This is a genomic window from Luteibacter aegosomatis (assembly GCF_023078455.1).
GTDB classification, from domain to species: domain Bacteria; phylum Pseudomonadota; class Gammaproteobacteria; order Xanthomonadales; family Rhodanobacteraceae; genus Luteibacter; species Luteibacter aegosomatis.
The window spans coordinates 2,555,537-2,577,750 of record NZ_CP095740.1; the positions used below are offsets into that span (position 1 = coordinate 2,555,537).

Annotated in this window: 1 protein-coding gene (cut by a window edge); it reads right to left on the minus strand. The window is 68.2% G+C overall.

Features of this window, described 5'->3' with window-relative positions:
• Positions 1-22,214: the 3' portion of a non-ribosomal peptide synthetase gene (locus L2Y94_RS11475; protein ID WP_247366569.1), read on the minus strand. Its footprint extends 12,307 nt past the window's final position; 22,214 of the gene's 34,521 nt are visible here — the last part of the coding sequence; the start codon falls outside the window, past its right edge; it ends in the stop codon at positions 1-3.

The window sequence follows — 22,214 nt, forward strand, 5'->3', positions numbered from 1 at the left end:
TCATGGGGTGGTCGCCGTCCGCGCCGCATGGGCCGCGTGGTTGCGGATGCGCTGGGAGATGTCGCGTGCCAGGCGATCGGCGAGCGGCGGACGCACGATCGAGGTATGCGTGCCACCGATGCGCACCACGTCGAGGTGCCTGCCGATGAGGTCCTGCCAGCCCAGGCTCGCGTCTTCGCCTTCCCGGCGGTCGGCGGCGTAGAACGTCACGGGCAGCTTCGCCATCGGCGGCAGGTACTCGTCGCCGGCCTTTCCGCTGGTCTGGTAGATGCCCACGAAACGCTTCACGTCGTCCACGTCGAGGTGCTCGGGCACGAAGGCCGCCTTGCGGCAGCCGGCGATCATGGCGTCGAGGTCGCCGCGGGCCGCCAGCGCGGCGAGTTCGGGATAGGCCGGGTGCGACGACGGGTCGGGGCCACCCGCGTTGATATCCAGCAGCCAGTTCAGCAACGCCCTGCATGCGCTCGACCTGACCGGATGCTCGGCCGTCGATCGTGCGCGCACCGGCGGACTGCTGGTATCGATCATGCCGACGAAGCGCACCTCCTCGCCCGCCGCGTGCAGGCGATGGGCGATCTCGTAGGCCACCATGCCGCCCAGCGACCAGCCGGCCAGCGCGTAGGGGCCCGACGGCTGCACCTGGCGCACGGCCTCGAGATAGTCCGCCGCCATGGCGCCGATGCTGGCATGCGGCATCTCGCCGATGGCCAAACCGTACACCGGTTGCTCCGGATCGAGATAAGGCGCCAGGTCGAAGGCGTATTGCACGCCTCCGCCGATGGGGTGGACGAGGAACAGCGGCATGGACCGTCCCGCCGGGCGGATGGGCACCAGGTTGGGATGCGTACCGGCGCGTTTCTTCGAGTCGATGAAGGCGGCCAGCGATTCCAGCGTGGCATGCGAGAACAGGTCGCGCAGTTCGACGGTGCCCATATGGTGCTTGCGCAACTGCGAGGCCAACTGCGTCGCCATGAGCGAATGACCGCCCAATTCAAAGAAGTCGTCGGCGACGGCCACGTTCTCCACCTTCAGCAATTCGCTCCACAGCGCCGCGACCGCTTTCTCGGTGGCCGTGCGCGGAGCGATGCGGACGGCATGTCCCTGGGTCGCTTCAGGCGCCGGAAGCGCCTTGCGGTCGACCTTGCCGTTGGAAGTCAGGGGCATCGCCTCGAGCGCGACGAAGTGCTCCGGCAGCATGTAGTCGGGCAGGCTTTGCGACAACATGCGGCGCAGGGAAGCCGCATCGGGCAAGGTCTGTGCGTCGTGCGGCACGAGGTAGGCCACCAGTCGCGGGATGTTCCGCTCGTCGGGCCGCGCGAGCACGACCACGTCACGCACGGCCTCCACGGCGGCCAGGGTCGATTCGATCTCACCCAGCTCGATGCGCAGCCCGCGGATCTTCACCTGGTGGTCGCTGCGCCCCAGGTACTCGATCGCGCCGTCGGGCAGGTACCGGGCCAGGTCGCCCGAGCGGTACATGCGCGCGCCGGGTACCGTACTGAACGGGTTCGGCACGAACGCCTCGCTCGTCAGTTCCGGCCGGTTGACGTAACCGCGGGCGAGGCCGACGCCGGCGATGTAGAGATGACCCACCACGCCGACGGGTACGGGGTGCAGGAAGTCGTCCACGATATGGATCTGGATGTTGGCGATGGGGTAGCCGATCGGCACGCCGTTGAGCGTGCTGTCCTTGCGGCAGGGCCAATGGGTGACCTCCACGGACGCTTCGGTCGGGCCGTACAGGTTGATCAGTTCCACGTGATCCCAGACGGCGAAAAGGCGCTGCTGCAATTCCATCGACAAGGCCTGGCCGCTGCACAGCACGCGGCGCAGGGAGCGGCCGGTGCCCGGCTCGGCCTCGTTGAGGAAGACGTCGAGCATCGGCGGCACGAAGTGCGTCACCGTGATGCCCTGCGCGTCGATCACCTCGGACAGGTAGGTCACGTCCTGGTGACCGCCCGGCCTGGCGAGCACCAGCGTGGCGCCTTCCAGCAGAGGTCCGAAGAACTCGCCCACCGAGACGTCGAAGCTGAAGGGCGTTTTCTGCAGGACGCGGTCGGTGGACACCAGCGGATAGGCGCCCTGCATCCATTGCAGCCGGTTGACGATGCCGCGATGCTCGATGGCCACGCCCTTGGGCTTGCCCGTGGAACCGGAGGTGTAGATCACGTAGGCGAGATGGTCCGGACCGGTGGCGTGCGCCAGATCGTCCTCGCCCTGCCCGGCCCAGTCGTCGCGGTCGTCGTCGAGGCCCACCACGGGCACGCCCGCCATCGTCGGCACCGCGTGGCGGAGATGCCGCTGCGTGAGGATCGCCGCCGGCTTCGCATCCTCCACGATGGTCGCCAGGCGATCCAGAGGATACGTGGGATCGAGCGGCACGTAGGCGCCCCCGGCTTTCAGGATCGCGTACAAGCCTATGACCATCTCCATGGATCGCTCGGCGCACAGGCCCACGAGCACGTCGGGACCCACGCCGAGCATGCGCAGGTGGCGGGCGAGACGGTTCGCCTGCGCGTTGAACTGCGCATACGTGAGCGAGGCATCGCCGAAGACCACGGCCACGCGGTCGGGGCTGCGTTCGACCTGCTCCTCGAACAACTGGTGCAGCGTGTGCGCCTGCGGGCCGACGCGTGGGTAGACCCGGGCCGTATCGTTGAAACCGTACAGCAGCTGCCTGCGCTCGCCTTCGCCCAGCATCGGCAGGTCGCCGAGCGCCCTGTCGGGCTCGGCCACGATGGCCCTGAGCAGGTTCGTGAAATGCCCGGCCATCCGCTCGATGGTCGACAGGTCGAACAGGTCGGTGTTGTACTCGAACCAGCCATGCAGGCCTTGCGGGCCTTCCATGAGGCTGAGCGTGATGTCGAACTTGGCGGTCACGATCTCGTGCTGCATCAACTCCAGCTCCATGCCGGGCAACGCGAGGTTCAGGGGCGCGTTCTGCAGCACCAGCATCGCCTGGAACAACGGCGTATGGCTGGCGTGCCGCTCGGGTTGCAACGCGCCCACAAGCTGCTCGAACTGCACGTCCTGGTTCGAGTACGCATCGAGCGTGGTCGCCCGCACCTGCCGCAGCAGTTCACCGAAGCCGCCGCGCAAGTCCACCCGCGTGCGCAGCACCAGCGTGTTGACGAAGAATCCGACGAGGTCTTCGACCTCGCTGCGGTTGCGGTTGGCGATGGGGGTACCGACACAGATGTCGTCCTGGCCCGAGTAGCGGGCCAGGAGCACGTTGAACGCGGCGCATAGGGTCATGAACAGCGTGCACTGCGACCTGCGGCTCAAGGCCTGCAGCTTCGTGCCGAGTTCGGCGGGAATGGCGTAGGCGAGCGCCGCGCCGTCCTGCCCCTGCACCGGCGGCCGCGGACGATCCGTGGGCAAGGTCAGCAGCGTGGGACTGCCGGCCAGCTGCCGTTTCCAGTAAGCGAGCTGCCCCTCCAGCACGTCGCCCGTCAACCACTCGCGCTGCCAGCGGGCGAAGTCGACGTAGCGCATGGGAAGCTCGGGCAAGGCGACCGGCGTACCGAAACGGTGGCTGGCGTACATCGCACCCAGGTCGCGCACCACGATGCCGATCGACCAGCCGTCCGAAACGATGTGGTGCATGGTCAGGAGCAGCAGGTGATCTTCCCCGGACAGGCGCAGGAGCCTGCTTCGGATCAGCGGATCGCGCTGGAGATCGAACGGCGTGCGAGCCTCGTCGAGCATCAGCCAACGCGTCTTCGCCTCGCGCTCCTTCGGCGAGAGCGAGCCCAGGTCGTGCAGGGTGAACGTCAACGGCATCTTCGCCGCGATACGTTGCACCGGCGAGCCCTCCACGCTGTCGAAGCGTGCGCGTAACGCATCGTGGCGGTCCATGAGGCCATGGAAGGACGCCTGCAAGGCATCCACGTCCAGCCGACCCTTCAGGCGTACCGCCGCCGCGATGTTGTAGGTCGGTCCCTGCCCCTCGAGCTGGTCGAGGAACCAAAGTCGCTGCTGCGCGAACGACAACGGGAAAGATTCCTCGTCTGCCAGGGCGATGGCCACGCTCTCCGGTTCGGGAACGACCGACTTCGCATCGACGAACGACGCCAGCGCTTCGAGCGTGGAATACGCGAACAGGTCGCGCAGTTCGATCTCGGCCATCAGGCGCTTGCGCAGCTGGGATACCAGCTGCGTCGCCAGCAGCGAGTGGCCGCCCAGCTCGAAGAAATCGTCGGCCACGCCGACCTTCTCCACCTTGAGCAGCTCGCCCCAGACCGCCGCGATGGCCTTTTCGGTATCGGTGCGCGGTTCGACGTAGGCGGTCTCGTCATGCACCATGTCGGGCGCCGGCAAGGCCTTGCGGTCCACCTTGCCGTTCGAGGTCAGGGGCATCGCGTCGAGGACGACGACGTACTCGGGCACCATGTAGTCGGGCAGGCTCTGCGCGACCGTGCGGCGCAGCGTCGCGGCATCGGGCAAGGTCCTCCCGTCGTGCCCCACGAGATAGGCCACGAGGCGCGGGACGTTGCGTTCGTCCGGCCGGGCCAGCACCACCACGTCACGCACGGCGTCCACGGCCGCGAGAGTCGCCTCGATCTCCCCCAACTCGATGCGCAGGCCGCGAATCTTCACCTGGTGGTCGCTGCGCCCGAGGTATTCGATCGTGCCGTCGGACAGGTAACGCGCCAGGTCGCCCGAACGGTACATGCGAGCGCCGGGCACCGTGCTGAACGGGTTGGGCACGAAGGCCTGCGCGGTGAGGTCGGGTCGGTTGACGTAGCCCCGCGCCAGGCCGACGCCGGCGATGTAGAGATGCCCCACCACGCCGACCGGCACCGGGTTGAGGAAGTCGTCGAGGATATGGATCTGGATGTTGGCGATGGGGTAACCGATCGGCACGATGTTCAGCGCGCTGTCCTTTCGGCACGGCCAATACGTCACGTCGACGGACGCCTCGGTCGGGCCATACAGGTTGTGCAGTTCCACGTGGTCCCAGGTGGCGAAGAAGCGCTCCTGCAATTCCAGCGGCAGGGCCTGGCCGCTGCACATCACCTGGCGCAGGGAGCGGCCGGTTCCCGGCTCCACCTCGTTGAGGAAGACGTCGAGCATCGGCGGCACGAAGTGCGCGGTGGTGATGCCCTGCGCGTCGATGAGGTCGGCCAGGTAGGCCACGTCCTGGTGGCCGCCCGGCTTGGCCACCACCAGGGTGGCGCCTTCGAGCAGCGGCCAGAAGAACTCCCACACCGACACGTCGAAGCTGAAAGGCGTTTTCTGCAATACGCGATCGACGGCGGTCAGCGCATATGCCTCCTGCATCCATTGCAGGCGATTGACGATACCCCGGTGTTCGATGCCCACGCCCTTGGGCTTGCCGGTGGAACCGGAGGTGTAGATCACGTAGGCCAGATGATCGGGGCCGGTGGCGTTGGCGAGGTTGGCGTCATCGTGGGCCGACCATGCCGACGACTCGTCGTCGAGACCGAGCATGGGCACGCCCGGCATCGACGGGGCCACGTCGCGGAGATGGCGCTGGGTGAGGATCGCCGCCGGCTTCGCATCCTCCACGATGGTCGCCAGGCGGTCCGCCGGATACGTGGGATCGAGCGGTACGTAGGCGCCTCCGGCCTTCAGGATCGCGTAAAGCCCCACGATCATCTCCAGGGAGCGCTCGGTGCACAGGCCCACGAGCGCGTCGGGCCCGACGCCCAGCGTGCGCAAGTGGCGGGCGAGACGGTTCGCCTGCGCGTTGAGCTGCGCATACGTGAGCGAGGCATCGCCGAAGACCACGGCCACGCGGCCGGGGCTGCGTTCGACCTGCTCCTCGAACAACTGGTGCAGCGTGTGCGTCCGCGGGCCGACGCGTGGGTAGACCCGGGCCGTATCGTTGAAACCGTACAGCAGCTGCCTGCGTTCGGCCTCGCCCATCATCGGCAACTCACCGAGCGCGCGCTCGGGATGCTCCACGATGGCGGTCAGCAGGTGGGTGAAGTGGCCGGCCATGCGTTCGATCGTGCGCTGGTCGAACAGGTCGGTGTTGTACTCGATATAGCCGACCAGACCCTGCGGCCCTTCCCCGAGGTTGAGGGTGATGTCGAACTTCGACGTCACGTTTTCGTGCGGCACCAGTTCGAGCTCGAGCCCCGGCAGGGTCAGGTCCAGCGGCGCGTTCTGCAGCACCATCATCACCTGGAACAACGGCGTATAGCTGGTGTGGCGCTCCGGTTGCAACGCGCCCACGAGCTGCTCGAACTGGACGTCCTGATGCTCGTAGGCATCGAGCGTGACGGTGCGGACGCGACCGAGCAGTTCCGCGAAGCTGGCGCGCAGGTCCACCTGCGTGCGCAGCACGAGCGTATTGACGAAGAATCCGATCAGGTCTTCGATCTCGCTGCGTTGGCGGTTGGCGATGGGCGTGCCGATGCAGATGTCGTCCTGCCCCGAATATCGGGCCAGCAGCACGTTGAACGCCGCACAGAGCGTCATGAACAGCGTGCATTGCGACGTGCGGCTGAGCGCCTGCAACCTGGCGGTCAGCGCGGCCGGAACCGCATAGGCCACGGCCGCGCCATCCTGCCCCTGCACCGCCGGGCGGGGCCGGTCGGTGGGCAGGGTCAGCAGCGTGGGGCTACCGGCGAGCTGTCGCTTCCAGTAATCCAGCTGCCGCTGGAGCACGTCGCCGCTCAGCCACTGGCGTTGCCAGCGGGCGAAGTCCACGAAGCGCATGGGCAGCTCGGGTAGCGACAGCGGCGCACCGTACGCACGACTGGCGTAGATCGCACCCAGGTCGCGCAGCAGGATACCCATCGACCAGCCGTCGGACACGATGTGGTGCATGGTCAGCAGGAGCAGGTGCTCCTCCGCCGAGAGCTTCAGCAGGCGGCTGCGGATGAGTGGTCCATGCTGGAGATCGAACGGCGTGCGCGCCTCGTCGAGCATCAGCCAGCGCGTTTTCGCTTCGCGCTCCTTCGGCGAGAAGCTTTCGAGGTCGTGCCGGACGCACGCCATCGGAAGGTTCGAACCGATGCGCTGCACCGGCGCGCCGTCGACGCTGTCGAAGCGCGCGCGCAGCGCGTCGTGACGCTCCATCACGCCGTCCAGGGCCGCCTGCAGGGCGTCGCTGTCGAGCTTTCCCTTGAGACGCAGTGCACTGGGGATGTTGTAGGTCGGATTGGCGCCCTCCAGTTGATCGAGGAACCAGAGCCGCTGCTGGGCGAACGACAGCGGGAAAGCCTCGTCCGTGGCCTCGGCCGGCTTCAGGCGGGCGACGAGCTTCGCCACCGTGGGTGCCTCGAGCATCGTACCGACCGGCACCTCCACGCCAAACTCGTCGCGGATGCGACCGGCCAATTGGGTCGCCAGCAGCGAGTTGCCCCCCATCTCGAAGAAATCGTCGTCGAGGGCGATCGAGGGACGGCCGAGCAAGGTCTTCCAGAGGCGGATCATGCGCTCTTCGTCGGACCCACCCGCCACGCTGGTGGCGATGTCTTCCGGGGCGTCACGGCGAACGGCCCCCGCTTCCGGCAGGGCGTCGATCAGGTCGGGGTAGCGGACATCGGTCCAGCAGCGCTCGCGCGCGAACGGATAGGTCGGCAGGCTCACGCGTTGCGGGCGGATCGAGCCTTCGCCATACAGCGCGTTCCAGTCGAACGAGAAGCCCTTCACCCAGAGGTCGAGCAGCTTGCCGAACTTGCCCTTGGCCACCCAGGCCTGCACGGCGACCTGCATGTCGTCGTCGTCGGAAAGCATGGCATAGGTCTTTCGCGCGGCCTGGCCGCGGTACATGCCGTCGACGTCGTGGCGACCGTCGACGAAAGCGGCGAGTCCGTCACGCAGCGCGTCGAGGGATTCCACGAGGAACGCGAGTCTTTCCTCCATCGGCTCGCGGCCGACCTGTAAGGTATACGCCATGTCCGCCAGCTCGTCGTCCCGGTGCTGGCCGGGGCGCATGGCCTCGGCCTGCGCCGGGGCGACGGCGAGGTGTCGCAGCAGGTCGCGGGCACGCTGGTTCAGGCGCTCGGTATCGCGAGCCGACAGCACGATCATCGCCGGGCCGGATCGCGCGTGGAAACGGGCGGGCGCCACGTATTCCTCGATCACCAGGTGGGCGTTCGCCCCGCCCGCGCCGAACGACGAAACGCCCGCGGTACGCGGTTGCTCATGGCCCTCGATCACGGGGCGATGCCACGGGGCCAGCGTCTGCTGCACGAAGAACGGCGTATCGGCGAAACGGATCTCCGGGTGGGGCGTTTCGGCATGCAGGCTGGGGGCCAGCATGCCGTGCTCCATCTGCATCAACACCTTGCTCACCGCCACGAAGCCGCTCGCGCTCTCGCTGTGGCCGATATTGGACTTGGCCGAACCGATGGCACAGAACTGCCTGTCTTTCGTCCACTGACGGAAGGCCTTCGACAGGCCCGCCACCTCGATGGGATCGCCCAGCAGGCTACCCGTGCCCTGCGCCTCCACGTAGCTCACGGCGCGCGCATCGACACCCGCGCGGCGCAGGGCATCACCGACCCCTTGCGCCTGCATGTTCGGGTTGGGTACCAGGTAGGCGTTGGTCTTGCCGCCGGCATTGATCGCGCTGCCCTTGATCACGCCGTAGACGTGGTCGCCGTCGGCCACCGCGCGATGCAGCGGCTTTAGCACGAGCGCGCCCACCGCCTCGGCATCCACGAAGCCGTCGCCGCCGGCGCCGAACGATCGGCAGGCGTCACCGGCCGAGAGCATCGTCATGGATGCCAGGTCGATGAGCTGGGTGGGCGCCACGATCAGGTTCACGCCACCGGCGATGGCCACCTCGCTGTCCCCCCCGCGCAGGCTCTCGACGGCGAGATGGATGGCCGTCAGCGACGAGGAGCACGCGGTGTCCACCGCCAGGCTGGGGCCCTGGAAGTTGCACAGGTACGAGACCCGATTGGCGATCGACCAGAAGCGCGTGCCCGTGGCGTAATGCTCGTTCGTCACACCCACGAACACGCCCACCTTGCGGCTCGCGCTCAGGTTGGCCGGCGTGTAGCCCGCGTCTTCGATGCCCGCATACACCTCCTGCATGAACAGGCGTTCCTGCGGGCTCATCAGTTGCGCTTCGCGCGGCGTGATGTTGAAGAACAGCCGATCGAAGCCTTCCACGTCGTCGAGCAGCCCGGCCCATCGGGTGTAGGTCTTGCCCGGCTGGCCCTTGCGCTCGTCGAAGAAACGCGCGTGGTCCCAACGCTCCGGCGGCACCTCGCGCACGCTGCTCCGCCCTTCGGCGAGGTTGTCCCAGAACCGGCGCACGTCGTTCGCGCCCGGGTACCGGCCGGCGATGCCGACGATGGCCACGTCGAAGGTCGTCGGGGCGGCCGGTACGGACGGGACGGTCGGGGCAACCCGCTGCGCCGTTTCGCCGAGGCGATCGGCGCCCATCCCTTCGGCAGGGGACTCGCTTTCACGTTTGGCAGCAGGCTCGCTGCCGGAGGAGCGGGTGCCGATCGCATCGGCGAGCGCACGGTTGCCATCGAGGCCGGTCCAGCGCGCGAGCGCACGCTCGTCCACCCGCATGAAATGCTCCACCAGGCTTTCGATGTCGCGGTGTTCGAAGAACAGCGTCGTACCGACGTGCTCGGCACCGAACACCTCGCGCAGCGCGTTGGTCAGCTCCATGACCGCGATGGAATCGATGCCGTATTCGTCGAACCCGATGGTGGCCTCGATGGCGTCCAGCGGCAGCGCTAGCGTCCGGCTCATCAGTTTCCTGACATGCAGGATGCCCTTGTCGCGCAGCGCGCTGGCGGCGACGGACGGCGACGCGGCGCTTTCGCGCCCGCCGGTGGAGTGGATGCCCGTGGAATCGTTCATGTCGGCGGAGTCCGTGTCGGTAGGCGTGTCGCGTGTCGGTTGGGGGTCGAAGAGGCGCAGGCTGAGCTTTTCCAGACGGACGCAGACCGCACCCGTCGGATCGCAGAGATCGATATCGATCTTTCGGATGCCGTCGCGGTCCGTGGCGACGTCGGCGTAGCGGACCACCGCCCACATGTCGCGTTGGCAGGGTGACAGCACGTCCACGGCATCCACGGCGAAGGGCAGCGCGAGGGCGATGTCGTCCTCCGCACCCGCCGTCAGGTAAAGGCCCAGCGAGGCTTGCAAGGCCGCATCGAGCAGGCTCGGAGGCAGCAGGTAACCGTCGAGCGGCGTCGGGGTGGGCAGCGATATCTTCGCCAGCACCTGGTCATGGCCGATGAAGAGTTCGTCCAGGCCACGGAACGCCGGTCCGTAATCCAGCCCTTTGCGCTCGAAGATGGCATAGCACCGCTCGTGGCCGGCATGGGCCACCGCGCATCGCGCGCGCAACGCGCCGAGATCGTGCCGTGGCGCCGCCACGACCGGTCCGGCATGCACGCTGCCCTGGCTGTGGATCGCTCCATCGATACCGCGCAAGCTGAAGCCGCCGTCTTGCACGGCCAGCGTCACGGCCAGGCCGTCGGTACCGGCGATCGCGGGGCGAACCCACGCGACCTTTCTCAGGCCCTTGGCCTTCGCGGCCACCAGGGCCATTTCGAGGTGGGCCACGCCGGGGAGCACGCGCCTGCCCTGCACCCGGTGATCGGCGAGAAAGAATTCGTCGCCGCGGAACCGGCTTTCGAAGCGTCCCTCGGACACCTCCCGGTGCAGCATCGGATGGGAAGGCGCGGCAGGGGTCTCCATGCCGAGCCAGCGCATCATCGCGCCCGGATTCGCTTCGATGAAATGATCGGCCAGCGCGTCGATGTTCGGGTACTCGAAGAACAGCGTGGACGTGACGGCCTCATCCATCCCCACGTCGGCGAAAGCCGTTCGCAGGGTGGCCGTCACCTCTTGGACGAGGATCGAATCCAGGCCGTACCGGTCGAGCCCCATGGCGGTATCGATGTCCTCGGCGGGCATCTTCAGGGCACGCCCGACGAGTTTTCCGAGCCGCGCACGGCAGGTGTCGCGCAGCGAATCCGTCGCGACGACGACTTGGCCCCGGACCGGAGCGGCGGCAACACGCGCGACGACCCGCTTGCGTTGCAGGATTACGCCGTCGCTCTCCGCCACGATCACCTGCTGGCCGAGCTCGTGCGACCGCTCGGCCGGAAAATGGACATGACCGAACCCTTCTTCGCCCAGCACGTCCGCCCAGCGTCGCGGCGAGAGGCTCGGGCAACCCGGGATGCGCAGCGCCTCGTCTTCGTAGAGCCACCATCCATCCAGCAGGCCGAAGGTAAGATGCGCCCACAGCTCGCAACCGCTCAGCTCGTTGAGCACGAGCTGGCCATGGGTGCGCAGCAGGGCTTTCGTGTTGCGAAGGCTCTCGCGGATGTCCTTCGTGGCGTGCAACACGTTGGTGGCGATGGCGAGATCGTAGCTCCCCGCGTCGATGCCCTGCCCCTCCAGCGGTTGGCCGATGTCGAGCAGGCGATAGGCCAGGAAGGGATGGGCTTCGCCGAACCGGCGTTCGGCGTGGTGCAGGAAAGCGCGCGAGAGATCGGTATAGGCGTATTCCTCGATATGGGTCGCGTACGGCGCCAGTCGCTCGAGCACGCGCGCCGAGGTGCCGCCGGTACCCGCGCCGATCTCGACGATGCGGATGCGGGCTCCCGGATCGTGACGCAGTCGCGCCGCGACGAAGTCGACGACGGCGTCGCACAGCACGTCGTTGAAGTAGTCGGCCACGGCATTGCCGCGATAGACGCCTTCCACCAGGTGCATCGAGGAGTCCGGGAACATCACCGCGGTCGCCTCGACATGTCCCTGGAGGATGGCCGGAAGCGCACGCAGCATGGTGTCGACCAGCGTGACCTGGGCGCGACGTACGTGGTTCTCCCCGGTCCACTCACTCTTTCGTGCGTTCCACTCCGCCCAGGCTCCCTCGCGTCGCTCCTGCGTGCGGACGTGGTCGCTCCCCCCGACACCGGAGCCCTGGATTCCTGCGTGCGCAGGAATGACGGTGAGGCTGTGGCGTAGCCATCGGGCATGCCGGGGATGCCATGCTTCGGCCACTTTCGGATCGGTCAACCCGAGCGCCCGCAGTTCGTCACCCAGGACGGCCAGTGCGAGACGATCGATGTCCCCTGCCTCTTGCGCCAACCGCGCGGCATCGCCCGGGAACGCCGCCGCGACGACCTTCGACGCAAGCGACGGATAGCGTACGGGGCTTACCGACACCCGCTGGCCGCCCATCCGGTCGAGCACGTCCCCCGGAGCGTCGGCCTGCACCGTCTTCATGAAACCCAGCTGCCGCATCGGGCCGGCCAGCAGCACGTCGAGCACGCGCATGCCTTCGGCCGCGTCGATGGAACCGATGCCCTGGCGAGCCATGCGCTCGCGGTACGCCGGCGAAGCGACGGCGCCGACGTGACCCCAATAGCCCCAGTTCACGACCCGCACCGGGTACGGCACGCGGTTGGCCAGGTGCATGGCGTACGCGTCCTTGAACGTGCATCCGCCGGCGTAGTTGGCCTGCCCCGCCGAACGGGTGAAGCTCATCAGCGAGGAGAAGAACAGCATGAAGTCGAGCGCGAGGCCACCGAACACCTGCCCCATCCTCACGCTGGCATCGATTTTCGCGGCCAGTCCCGCCCGCAGGCGCGCCTCGTCCATCTGCGCCACGCTCCGGTCCAGCAGCGACATCGCCGCATGCACCACGCCGTGGATCGCGGGAAACCGGGCGAGCACCGCATCGCGGGCGCGTTCGAGCGCATGGCGGTCGGAGGCGTCAGCGATGAGATAGAGCGGCGTCGGGCCGAGCCTGCCCAGGCGCTGCCTCGCCTGGGCGATGGTCTCGTCCTCGGGGCGTCGGCCGATCCATACGATCTGTGCCTGGTGGTGACGTATGAGGTGTTCGCTCCACGCCTGCCCGATGCCGCCGGCACCGCCGATCACCACGTAGACGCCGCCGTTCCGGTAAGCGTCTCCGGGCGATTCGAGCGTGCCGGCCTCCACGCGCGCGAGGCCCTGGCGGAACCACTGCCCGCCGCGCCATGCGCGCGTGGCGCCACTGGCGTCGAACGGGAGCCGCAACATCGATTCGATGGGCCATGCGTCGATCGACGGCATGTCGAGCAGACGGACCCGCCAGTTCGCGAATTCCTTCGCCACCGAACCGAAGAACCCGTGTACCGCGGCATGACCGGGGTTCGTGGCGTCGGCGGCGTGCACGGCCTGCGCGCCGGAGGTGACGATGGTCCACTCGAGCGGCCGTCGGTCGTAACCGAGGCGAAGCAAGGCCTTCACGACGCGGAACGCCTCGATCACGCCGCGTTCCTGCGCCTGGATCAAGTCTTCGTCGTCGGCCACATGTCCGTCATCGAGCAACCAGACGAGCCGGTCGATGGCGCCATGCGCGCGCAGGCGGGCATCGATGTCCGCCTCGGCCGGAAGGTGCAGCACCGACGCACCCGGCAACTGGCGCAGCAAGGCTTCGCGACGGGCGGGCGTGCCGCCCAGGATCGAGACCTTTCCCGCAGGGGTGGCGTGTACCGCCGTCGCCTCGGCCGGGATGACGTCCCACGTCGGCATCAGCCACCACGCCTCGCCCGTCGACGGGGTGTCCTCGATGGGGGCGACGCTCGCTTTCGTCGGCACCCAGTAACGATCGCGCGCGAAGGGATACGTGGGCAGGCTGACGCGACGGGGGTGGTTCGCTCCATAAAACGCATGCCAATCGACGTCCATGCCATCGACCCAGCGTCGCAGCCGATCTTGCGGCGTGACGGGCGTGCCGGCAGCGTCGGCCGGATGGCGCGACGCGGTGCCGCGGAACACCCGGTCGCCGTCCGGCGCGCCCGCGTCGAGCCGGCGCAACGTCTCGCGCAGGTCGTCCATGGAGTCGACGATCAGGCCGAGGCGAGCCTCCATCGCTTCACGCCCCACCTGCAGCGTATAGGCGAGATCGGCGAGGGGTACGTCGTGGCGCGAGACGAATGCCGTCAGCAAGCGCACCTGCTCACGCAGGCGGTCGTCGTCGCGTGCCGAGAGGACGACCAGCGTTGGACCGGTGGGCGTCGTCGAGGCCGTGGCCCGGGGAAGGTATTCCTCCAGCACCGCGTGCGCGTTCACGCCGCCGAAACCGAACGAGCTTACCCCGGCGCGCCGCGGTACCGCCTTTCCGTCGGCATCGCGCAACGGCGTCCATTCGCGATTTTCGCGCAGCACGTAGAACGGGCTTCCGTCGAGTTCGATGAACGGATTGAGGCTTTCGCCGTGCAGGTTCCCGACGAGCGTGCGGTGCTTCATCTGCAACAGCACCTTCACCACGCCCGCCACGCCGGCGGCGAGTTCCAGATGACCGATGTGGGTCTTGACCGAGCCCAGTCCGCAATAGGGTGCGCCAACGTCGCCGCCGAAGGCGGCCTTGAGCCCCTGCACCTCCACCGGATCGCCCAGGCGCGTGCCGGTACCGTGCGCCTCCACGCAGGTCACCGTGCGCGGGTCGACGCCGGCCCGCGCGAGCGCCTTGCGCACGACATCGGCCTGGGCCTTGGGATTGGGCGCGGTCAGCGAGTTGGCGTGGCCGCCATGGTTCTCAGCCACGCCACGCACGAGCCCGTGGATGGTGTCGCCGTCGCGTTCGGCGGCCGAGAGCCGCTTGAGCACCAGCATCGCCACGCCTTCGCCGCGCACGTAGCCGTTGGCCTCGGCGGAGAACGTCTTGCAGCGGCCGTCGGGGCTGAGCATGCCGGCCTTGCCGAAGCTGGCATGCGCCTCCGGGGTGACGATGGTGTTGACCCCACCGACCACCGCCACCTGCGCATCGCCGTTGCGAATGGCGTCGACGCCGCGACGCAGGGCCACCAGCGAACTGGAGCATGCCGTTTCCACGGGCTCGCTGGGTCCGTGCCAGTCGAACAGGAAGCTGATGCGGTTGGGCCCCACGGACGGCACGCCGCCCGTCGAGGCATAGGCCTCTCCGCCGAGATCCGCGCGATTCACCAGCGTGCCGTAGCCGGTGGCGCCCGTGCCGACGTAGATCGCGGTGTCGCTGCCGGCGAGCGCGGGGCCAGCGTAGCCCGCGTCCTCCAACGCTTTCCACACGTGGATCATCATCAGGCGTTGCTGCGGATCCATCAGTTCCGCCTCGCGGGCGGAGAGACCGAAGAACATCGGATCGAATTCGTCGACGCCGTCGATGAAGCCGCCCCATCGCGCCGACTCGCCCGGCTGTTCACGCCAGTTCCAGCGGTCGGGCGGCACCTCGCCGATGCAGTCGCGGCCTTCGCGGAGGTTGTCCCAGAAGGCCTCGATGTCGCGGGCCTGCGGGAACTGGCCGCTCATGCCGATGATGGCGACCGGCTCGTCCGTCGCCGGGGCACGTTCCGCCGTCGAACGCACCGGTGAAGGCGTGGTCGCGTCGATCGTGGCGACGGCCACCGCCGGCGCGAACGCACTGTCGTGTTCGCGTACCAGGTACGCCGACAGTCCGTCGATGGTCGGATACTCGAAGAAAATCGTCGGCGTCAGCCTCAACCGGTAACGCTGGTTCAGCGCATTGCCGAATTCGGTGAGCGAGACGGAATCGAAGCCGTACTCGTTGAAGGTCGTCTCGCCGTCGAGGTCTTCCGGCCTGACCTTGATCAGCGACGATACGAGCTCTCCAAGCGCCTGCCTCACCTGCGCCTCGACCGGCACGCCGGACACGACGGGCTCGGGTGCCGAGGCCGGCATGCCCTGCACGGCCTCTCGGATGCGTTGCGCGTCGCCGCCGACGACGAGCACGTGCGGCTCGGCGGACGACCAGGCCCGGCGCAATGTCCGGATGCCGTCGTCCGTCGACAGGGGGTGCATGCCCAGGTGCTGGGCCATCATCGCCTGCGCGGCCGCGTCCACCCGCATGCCGCCCTCCGCCCACAGCGGCCAGTCGATGCTCAACGATCGGCCGTGGCGTTCGCCGTTCGCCACGCGACGCGTGCGTTCATGGACGAAGGCGTCCATGAACGCATTGGCCGCCGCGTAATCGGCCTGTCCCACGCTGCCCAGCGCGCCCGCCACCGAGGCGAAACAGACGAAGGCATCGAGCGGCATGTCGCGGCTCGCCCTGTCGAGGTTGAGCGTACCGGCGACCTTGGCGCGGAACACCTCGCGCAGTTCGGCGGACGTCTTCGCGGCGAGGAAGGCGTCGCGGACCACACCCGCGCCGTGGACGATACCGTCGAGGCTCTCGAACTCCTCGGGAATGCTTCGCACCAACGCGGCGACGGCCTCGGCATCGCCGACGTCGAGCGCGTGGTAACGAACGACCGCGCCGAGGGTTTCGAGCTGGCGGACGTGTCCCTTGATGGCGTCGTTCTTCGGCGAACGGCCGGTCAGGATCAACACCGGATGACGCACGTCGCGCGCGATGGCCCGGGCGACGATGAGGCCGAGACCGCCCGCGCCGCCGGTGATCAGGTACACGCCCTGGTCCTTCCACGGGGAGACGGGCGCGTCGGCCAGGTCGAGCGTCGTCCAACCCACGACCTGGCGTTCGCCGCCGACGTAACGCACGGCCAACGCGTCGCCGTGCTCGTTCTCGCGCAGGATCGCGTTCACGTCCTGGCCGGGCTCCACTTCGATCAGTTGCCCGACGAGACGGGAATTTTCCAGACGGGCCGTGCGCAGCATGCCGACGAGGCCGGCCATCGTTCCGTCACGTGGCACGACGACCTGGATCAGGTGCCTGCCCGGTTGCAAAGCGAGGGACTGGAGCCGTTCGAGCAGTTCGATGGCGGCCGATTCGAAACCGCGCGCCACGTCCTCGCCGATGGACGGCGTCAGGACGTGTCGCGAAGCGAACGTCTCCCGCGCACCGGCAGGCCGTGCCGTCCACTCGGGACGGAACGACACCACCTCGAGTGGGCCGACGGGTGCGACGGAGGGAGGCGTAGGTGGCTCGGGCCGCGGCTCGGGCGGCGTCGCGCCCAGCGGGATCCAGTAACGCTCCCGGGCGAATGGATAGGTCGGCAGGCTGATGCGGCGCGGGGGATTCGTGCCGTGGAGACGTCGCCAGTCGAAGGACAGGCCCTTGGTCCACAGGTCGAGCAGGCGGCCGTGCTTGCCCCTGGCGATCCACGTGTCCACCGTAGCGGCCATGTCGTCGTCGACGGCCAGCGCCGCGAGGGCATCCCTGCCACGTTTGGCGTGGCCCCGATACAGGTCGTCGATGACCGTCTCGCCGCCGAGCCAAGCGGCGAGCTTGTCGCGCAGTTCGTCGAGCGAGTGCACGAGCAGCCCCAATCGCTCGTCCATGGCTTCGCGACCGACCTGCAAGGTGTACGCGAGGTCGGCCAGCGCCGGGGCGACGGCGAGGTGATCGAGGAGGGCTCGGGCGCGCTCCTTCAGACGATCTTCGTCACGCGCCGACAGCACCACCAGCGCCGGTCCATCCCGCACCTCGCGCGGCGTATCGACGTATTCCTCGATCACCACGTGCGCATTGGCGCCACCCGCGCCGAACGACGAGATACCCGCGAAGCGCGGCCGCTCGCGCCCATCGATCACCGGACGCGGCCACGGGGCCAGCACCTGCTGGACCACGAACGGGGTGGCGGCGAAGTCGATGTTGGGGTTGAGCACCCGCGAATGCAGGCTCGGCGCGATCTGTCCGTGCTTGAGCTGCAACAGCACCTTGGTGACGCCCGCGATGCCCGCGGCACTCTCGGCGTGGCCGATGTTCGACTTGGCCGAGCCGATGGCACAGAAGCCGGTGTCCTGCGTCCACTGTCCGAACGCCTTCGACAGCCCGGCGATTTCGATGGGATCGCCCAGGCTCGTGCCCGTGCCATGCGCCTCGATATAGCTCACATGGCGCGCGTCGACGCGCGCGGCGCGCAAGGCACGCTCCACCACCTTCGCCTGCGCGTTGGGGTTGGGCACGGTGTAGCCGTTGGTCTTGCCGCCGTGGTTCACGGCGGTGGCGCGGATCACGCCGTAGATATGGTCGCCGTCGGCCTTGGCCCGGGACAAGGGCTTGAGCAACACCGCCCCTACGCCCTCGCCCGGCACGTAACCTTCGCCCCCCTCGCCGAAGCTCTCGCAGCGGCCCTTGCCCGAAATGAACTTGCCCTGGGCCAGCACGAGGTACTTGTTCGGGTGCACCGACACGTTGACGCCGCCCGCCACCGCCACGGCACAGCCGCCGCGCGCCAGGCTCTCGCACGCCAGGTGGATCGCCGTCAGCGACGACGAGCACATGGTGTCCAGCGCCATGCTCGGGCCGTTGAAATCGCAGAAGTAGGAGACGCGATTGGCGATGGACGCCGGGCTGCCGGGTGCCGCGACGAAACGGCCGCGCGCTTGCTCCTGGGCACCGTAGAGCTGGTATTCCTCGTACATCACCCCGGCGAACACGCCCACGTCGCCGTCGTCGGCCACGTTCTCGCGTGTGTAGCCCGCGTCTTCCAGCGTCGCATGCACGCACTCGAGGAACAGGCGCTCCTGCGGGTCCATCAGCTCCGCTTCGCGCGGCGAGATGTTGAAGAAGCGCGGGTCGAAACGATCCACCCCATCGAGGAAACCGCCCCACTTGCCGTAGGTCTTGCCGGGCGCGTCACGGTCTTCGTCGAAATACAACGTGTGATCCCAGCGATCCGCCGGGATCTCGGTGATGCAGTCGCGCCCCTGGCTGAGGTTCGCCCAGAACGCTTCGAGGTTATCCGCCTGCGGATAGCGCCCGGCGACGCCGATGATCGCGATGCCTTCGTCGGCGACGGGCGCCGAGCGGGACGCCAGGCGATGGCGGGACGCCTGCGCCACTTTCGGGGGAGCCTTGGGAACGGCCGTCGCGAGGGTCGGACCGAGCAAGGCGACCAGCGCGGCACGATGGAAACGGAGGACATAGCCCGCCAGTGCGTCGATGCTCTGGTACTCGAAGAACAACGTCTTGGGCAGCGGGCCGAAGGTCTGTTCAAGCCGGGCCGTCAGATCCAGCGTCATGACCGAATCGATGCCATAGGCCTCGAGCCGAGCCGTGGCATCGATGCGCTCGGGCGGCAGCTTGAGCGTGGCCGACAGCAGGCGCACCAGGTGGCGTACCGTCCGCTCGCGCAAGTCGTCGTCGGCTGGCGGCGCCGGTTCCGGAGCCGCGATGTGGGCATTCGACGATACGCCGAGCAACACGTCGCGCATCGCCGTCATGTCCCCCTCGGCCACGAGCACCTGCGGCACGCCCGAGGCCATCGCCTGCGCGAGTGCCGCGAGACCGGCGTCGGTGCGCAGCGGAGTCATGCCGATCTCGGCGGCGAGGTAACGGCGCGTCGCCTCGTCCACCCGCATGCCGCCCTCTTCCCACAACGGCCAGTCCACCGAAAGCGTGCCGCCATGCCGAAGGCCTTGCGCCACGAGCGCCGCGCGCCGGTGCGCGAAGGCATCCATGAAGGCGTTGGCCGCGGCGTAATCGGCCTGACCCAGGTTGCCGCGCGTGCCCGCGATGGACGAGAAACAGACGAAACAGTCGAGCGGCAGGTCGCGGCTCGCCTCGTCCAGGTGCAGGGTGCCCGCGACCTTCGCGCGGAAGACCTCGTGCAGTTCCTCGCGCGTCTTGCGGATGAGGAAGCTGTCGCGCAGCACGCCCGCGCTGTGGATGATGCCGGTGAGCCCGCTCGTTTCGCGGACCAGCGCCAGGACGGCATCGCGGTCGCCGACGTCGAGTTGGCGATACGTCGCGACGGCGCCAAGCGCACGCAGTTCCACCAGGCTCGCTTCTATCGGCTCGCCGAGCGGCGAGCGGCCGGTCAGGATCAGCGTCGCGCCACGTGCGTGGCGAGCGATGTCGCGGGCGACGATGAGGCCGAGACCGCCGGCGCCGCCCGTGATGAGATACGTACCGCCGGCCTTCCACGGGGACGTGACGTCCGAGCGGAACTCGGCTTCGGTCCACGTGGCCACGTGTCGTACGCCGTCGACGTACCGGATGGCTCCGGAAGACGCGCTTGCGTTTTCGTCGAGCAAACGCGACACATCGCCGCCGGCACCGACGTGGATCACCTGGCCGACGACACCCGGGTTCTCCAGGCTCGCCGTGCGCAACATGCCCATGAGGCCCACGAACGTTTCACCCGCGCCCTCGGGGATCGCGATCTGGACCAGCGCGGCGCCGGGAGACGGTAGCCATGCGAGCAGCGTGGTGGCGGCCGATTCGTAGGCCTGCGCCAGATCGGTACCGATGGGTACGTGAACGGCGCCGGGAATGTTCGCCTCGATGCCACATAACAGGACCAGGCGTCGGTCGGGAACGGTGGCGACGCCGCGTGCCGGCTGCGTCGTCCACGAAGGTGTCGCCAGCAATACGGCCGTCGCTCCGGCGTACGCGGGAGCCCGGTGCGCAGCGCCGGTAAGACGCGGCTCATTCGAGCGCTCGGCCATGGGCTGTCGCAAGACCAAGCCGCGGATGCGGACGCATACCTTGCCTGCCTCGTCGCACAGATCGATGTCCAGCGCATCGTCGTCGCGCTGGGTCAGAACGGCCCACATGTGCGCGGTGCATGCCGAGCGAACCTCGAGGGAATCCATCGACGCGGGCAGCCATGTCGTACCGTCGTCGTGGAACGCGATGGACGCCTGCAGGGCCGCGTCGACCGTGCCCGGATGAAGAATGTACTCGCCGGGCAGCGCCGTCGATCCGATGCGGGCGATGGCACGTCGTTCACCGACGAAGATCCCGCCCAGTCCCCTGAACGCGGGGCCATAGGCCAGGCCCATCGCGTCGAAACGCTCGTAGCAGGTCGCGGCATCCAGGTGCGCCACGATGCATTCGGCACGTATCGCCGCGATATCGAGCACGTCGCCGCCATGCGCACCGGCGGCGATCCAGCCTTCGCTATGAGGGGCCTCGCTCGCGATCGCGAAACGGATGGCACCGTCGTCGCCGGGAACCAGGGTCACGTGCAGGTCGATCGAACCGGCGACGATCGGCCGCTTCCACGCGATGTCCGTCAGCGTGAGCGGCACGTCGTCGTCGAAAGCCTCGCGAGCCGCCCGGCAGGCCATCTCCAGTTGGGCCGCCGCGGGCAGTACCCCGGAGCCACCGATCCGATGATCGGCGAAGAACCCTTCCCCGCCGTCGAAGCGCGAGGTGAAACGCTGCACCGCGAATGTCGAGGTGTTGCGATGAAGGAGCGGGTGCAGCATGGCGATACCCGCGTTCGTCGCCGGGCCCACCATGACCCAATAGCGCTCCCGTGCGAACGGATACGTCGGCAGGCTGATGCGACGCGGAGGATTCCCGCCATGCAGACGCCGCCAGTCGAACGACATGCCCTTCGTCCATAGTGAGAGCAACTTGCCGTGGCGCCCACGGGCGATCCAGCCGTCGACGATATCGCCCAGGTCCTCGTCGCCCAGCTCGGCGATCGCATCGCGCTGGACGCGGCCCGCATAGACGCCTTCAGCCGTCCCGCCGTCAAGCCAGGCGGTGAGCTTGTCGCGCAGTTCGTCAAGCGAATGCACGAGCAGACCCAGACGCTCGTCCATCGCCTCACGGCCCACCTGCAAGGTATACGCGAGGTCGGCCAGCGCCGGGGCGACGGTGAGGTGGTCGAGGAGGGCTCGGGCGCGCTCCTTGAGCCGGTCTTCGTCACGCGCCGAGAGCACCACCATGGCCGGGCCTTCCTGCTCCTCACGGAGCGCGTCGACGTACTCTTCGATCACCACGTGCGCATTGGCGCCACCCGCGCCGAACGACGAGATGCCCGCGATGCGCGGCCGTTCGCGGCCGTCGATCACGGGGCGATCCCAGGGGCCCAGCGTCTGCTGCACCACGAAGGGCGTGGCACCGAAATCGATGTTCGGGTTCAACACTCGCGAATGCAGGCTCGGCGCGAGCTGCCCATGCTTGAGCTGCAACAGCACCTTGGTGACGCCCGCGATACCCGCCGCGCTCTCGCAATGGCCGATGTTCGACTTGGCCGAACCGATCGCGCAAAAGCCCTTGTCCTGCGTCCACTGTCCGAACGCCTTCGACAACCCGGCGACCTCGATCGGGTCGCCCAGGCTCGTGCCCGTACCGTGCGCTTCGATGTAGCTGATGTGACGCGCATCCACGCCACCCGCGCGCAACGCACGCTCGATCACCTTCGCCTGCGCGTTGGGATTGGGCACGGTGTAGCCGTTGGTCTTGCCGCCGTGGTTCACGGCGGTGGCACGGATCACCCCGTAGATGTGGTCGCCATCAGCCTTGGCCTGCGCCAACGGCTTCAGGAGCACCGCACCCACGCCCTCGCCCGGCACGTAGCCTTCGCCACCTTCGCCGAAACTCTCGCAACGTCCCTTGC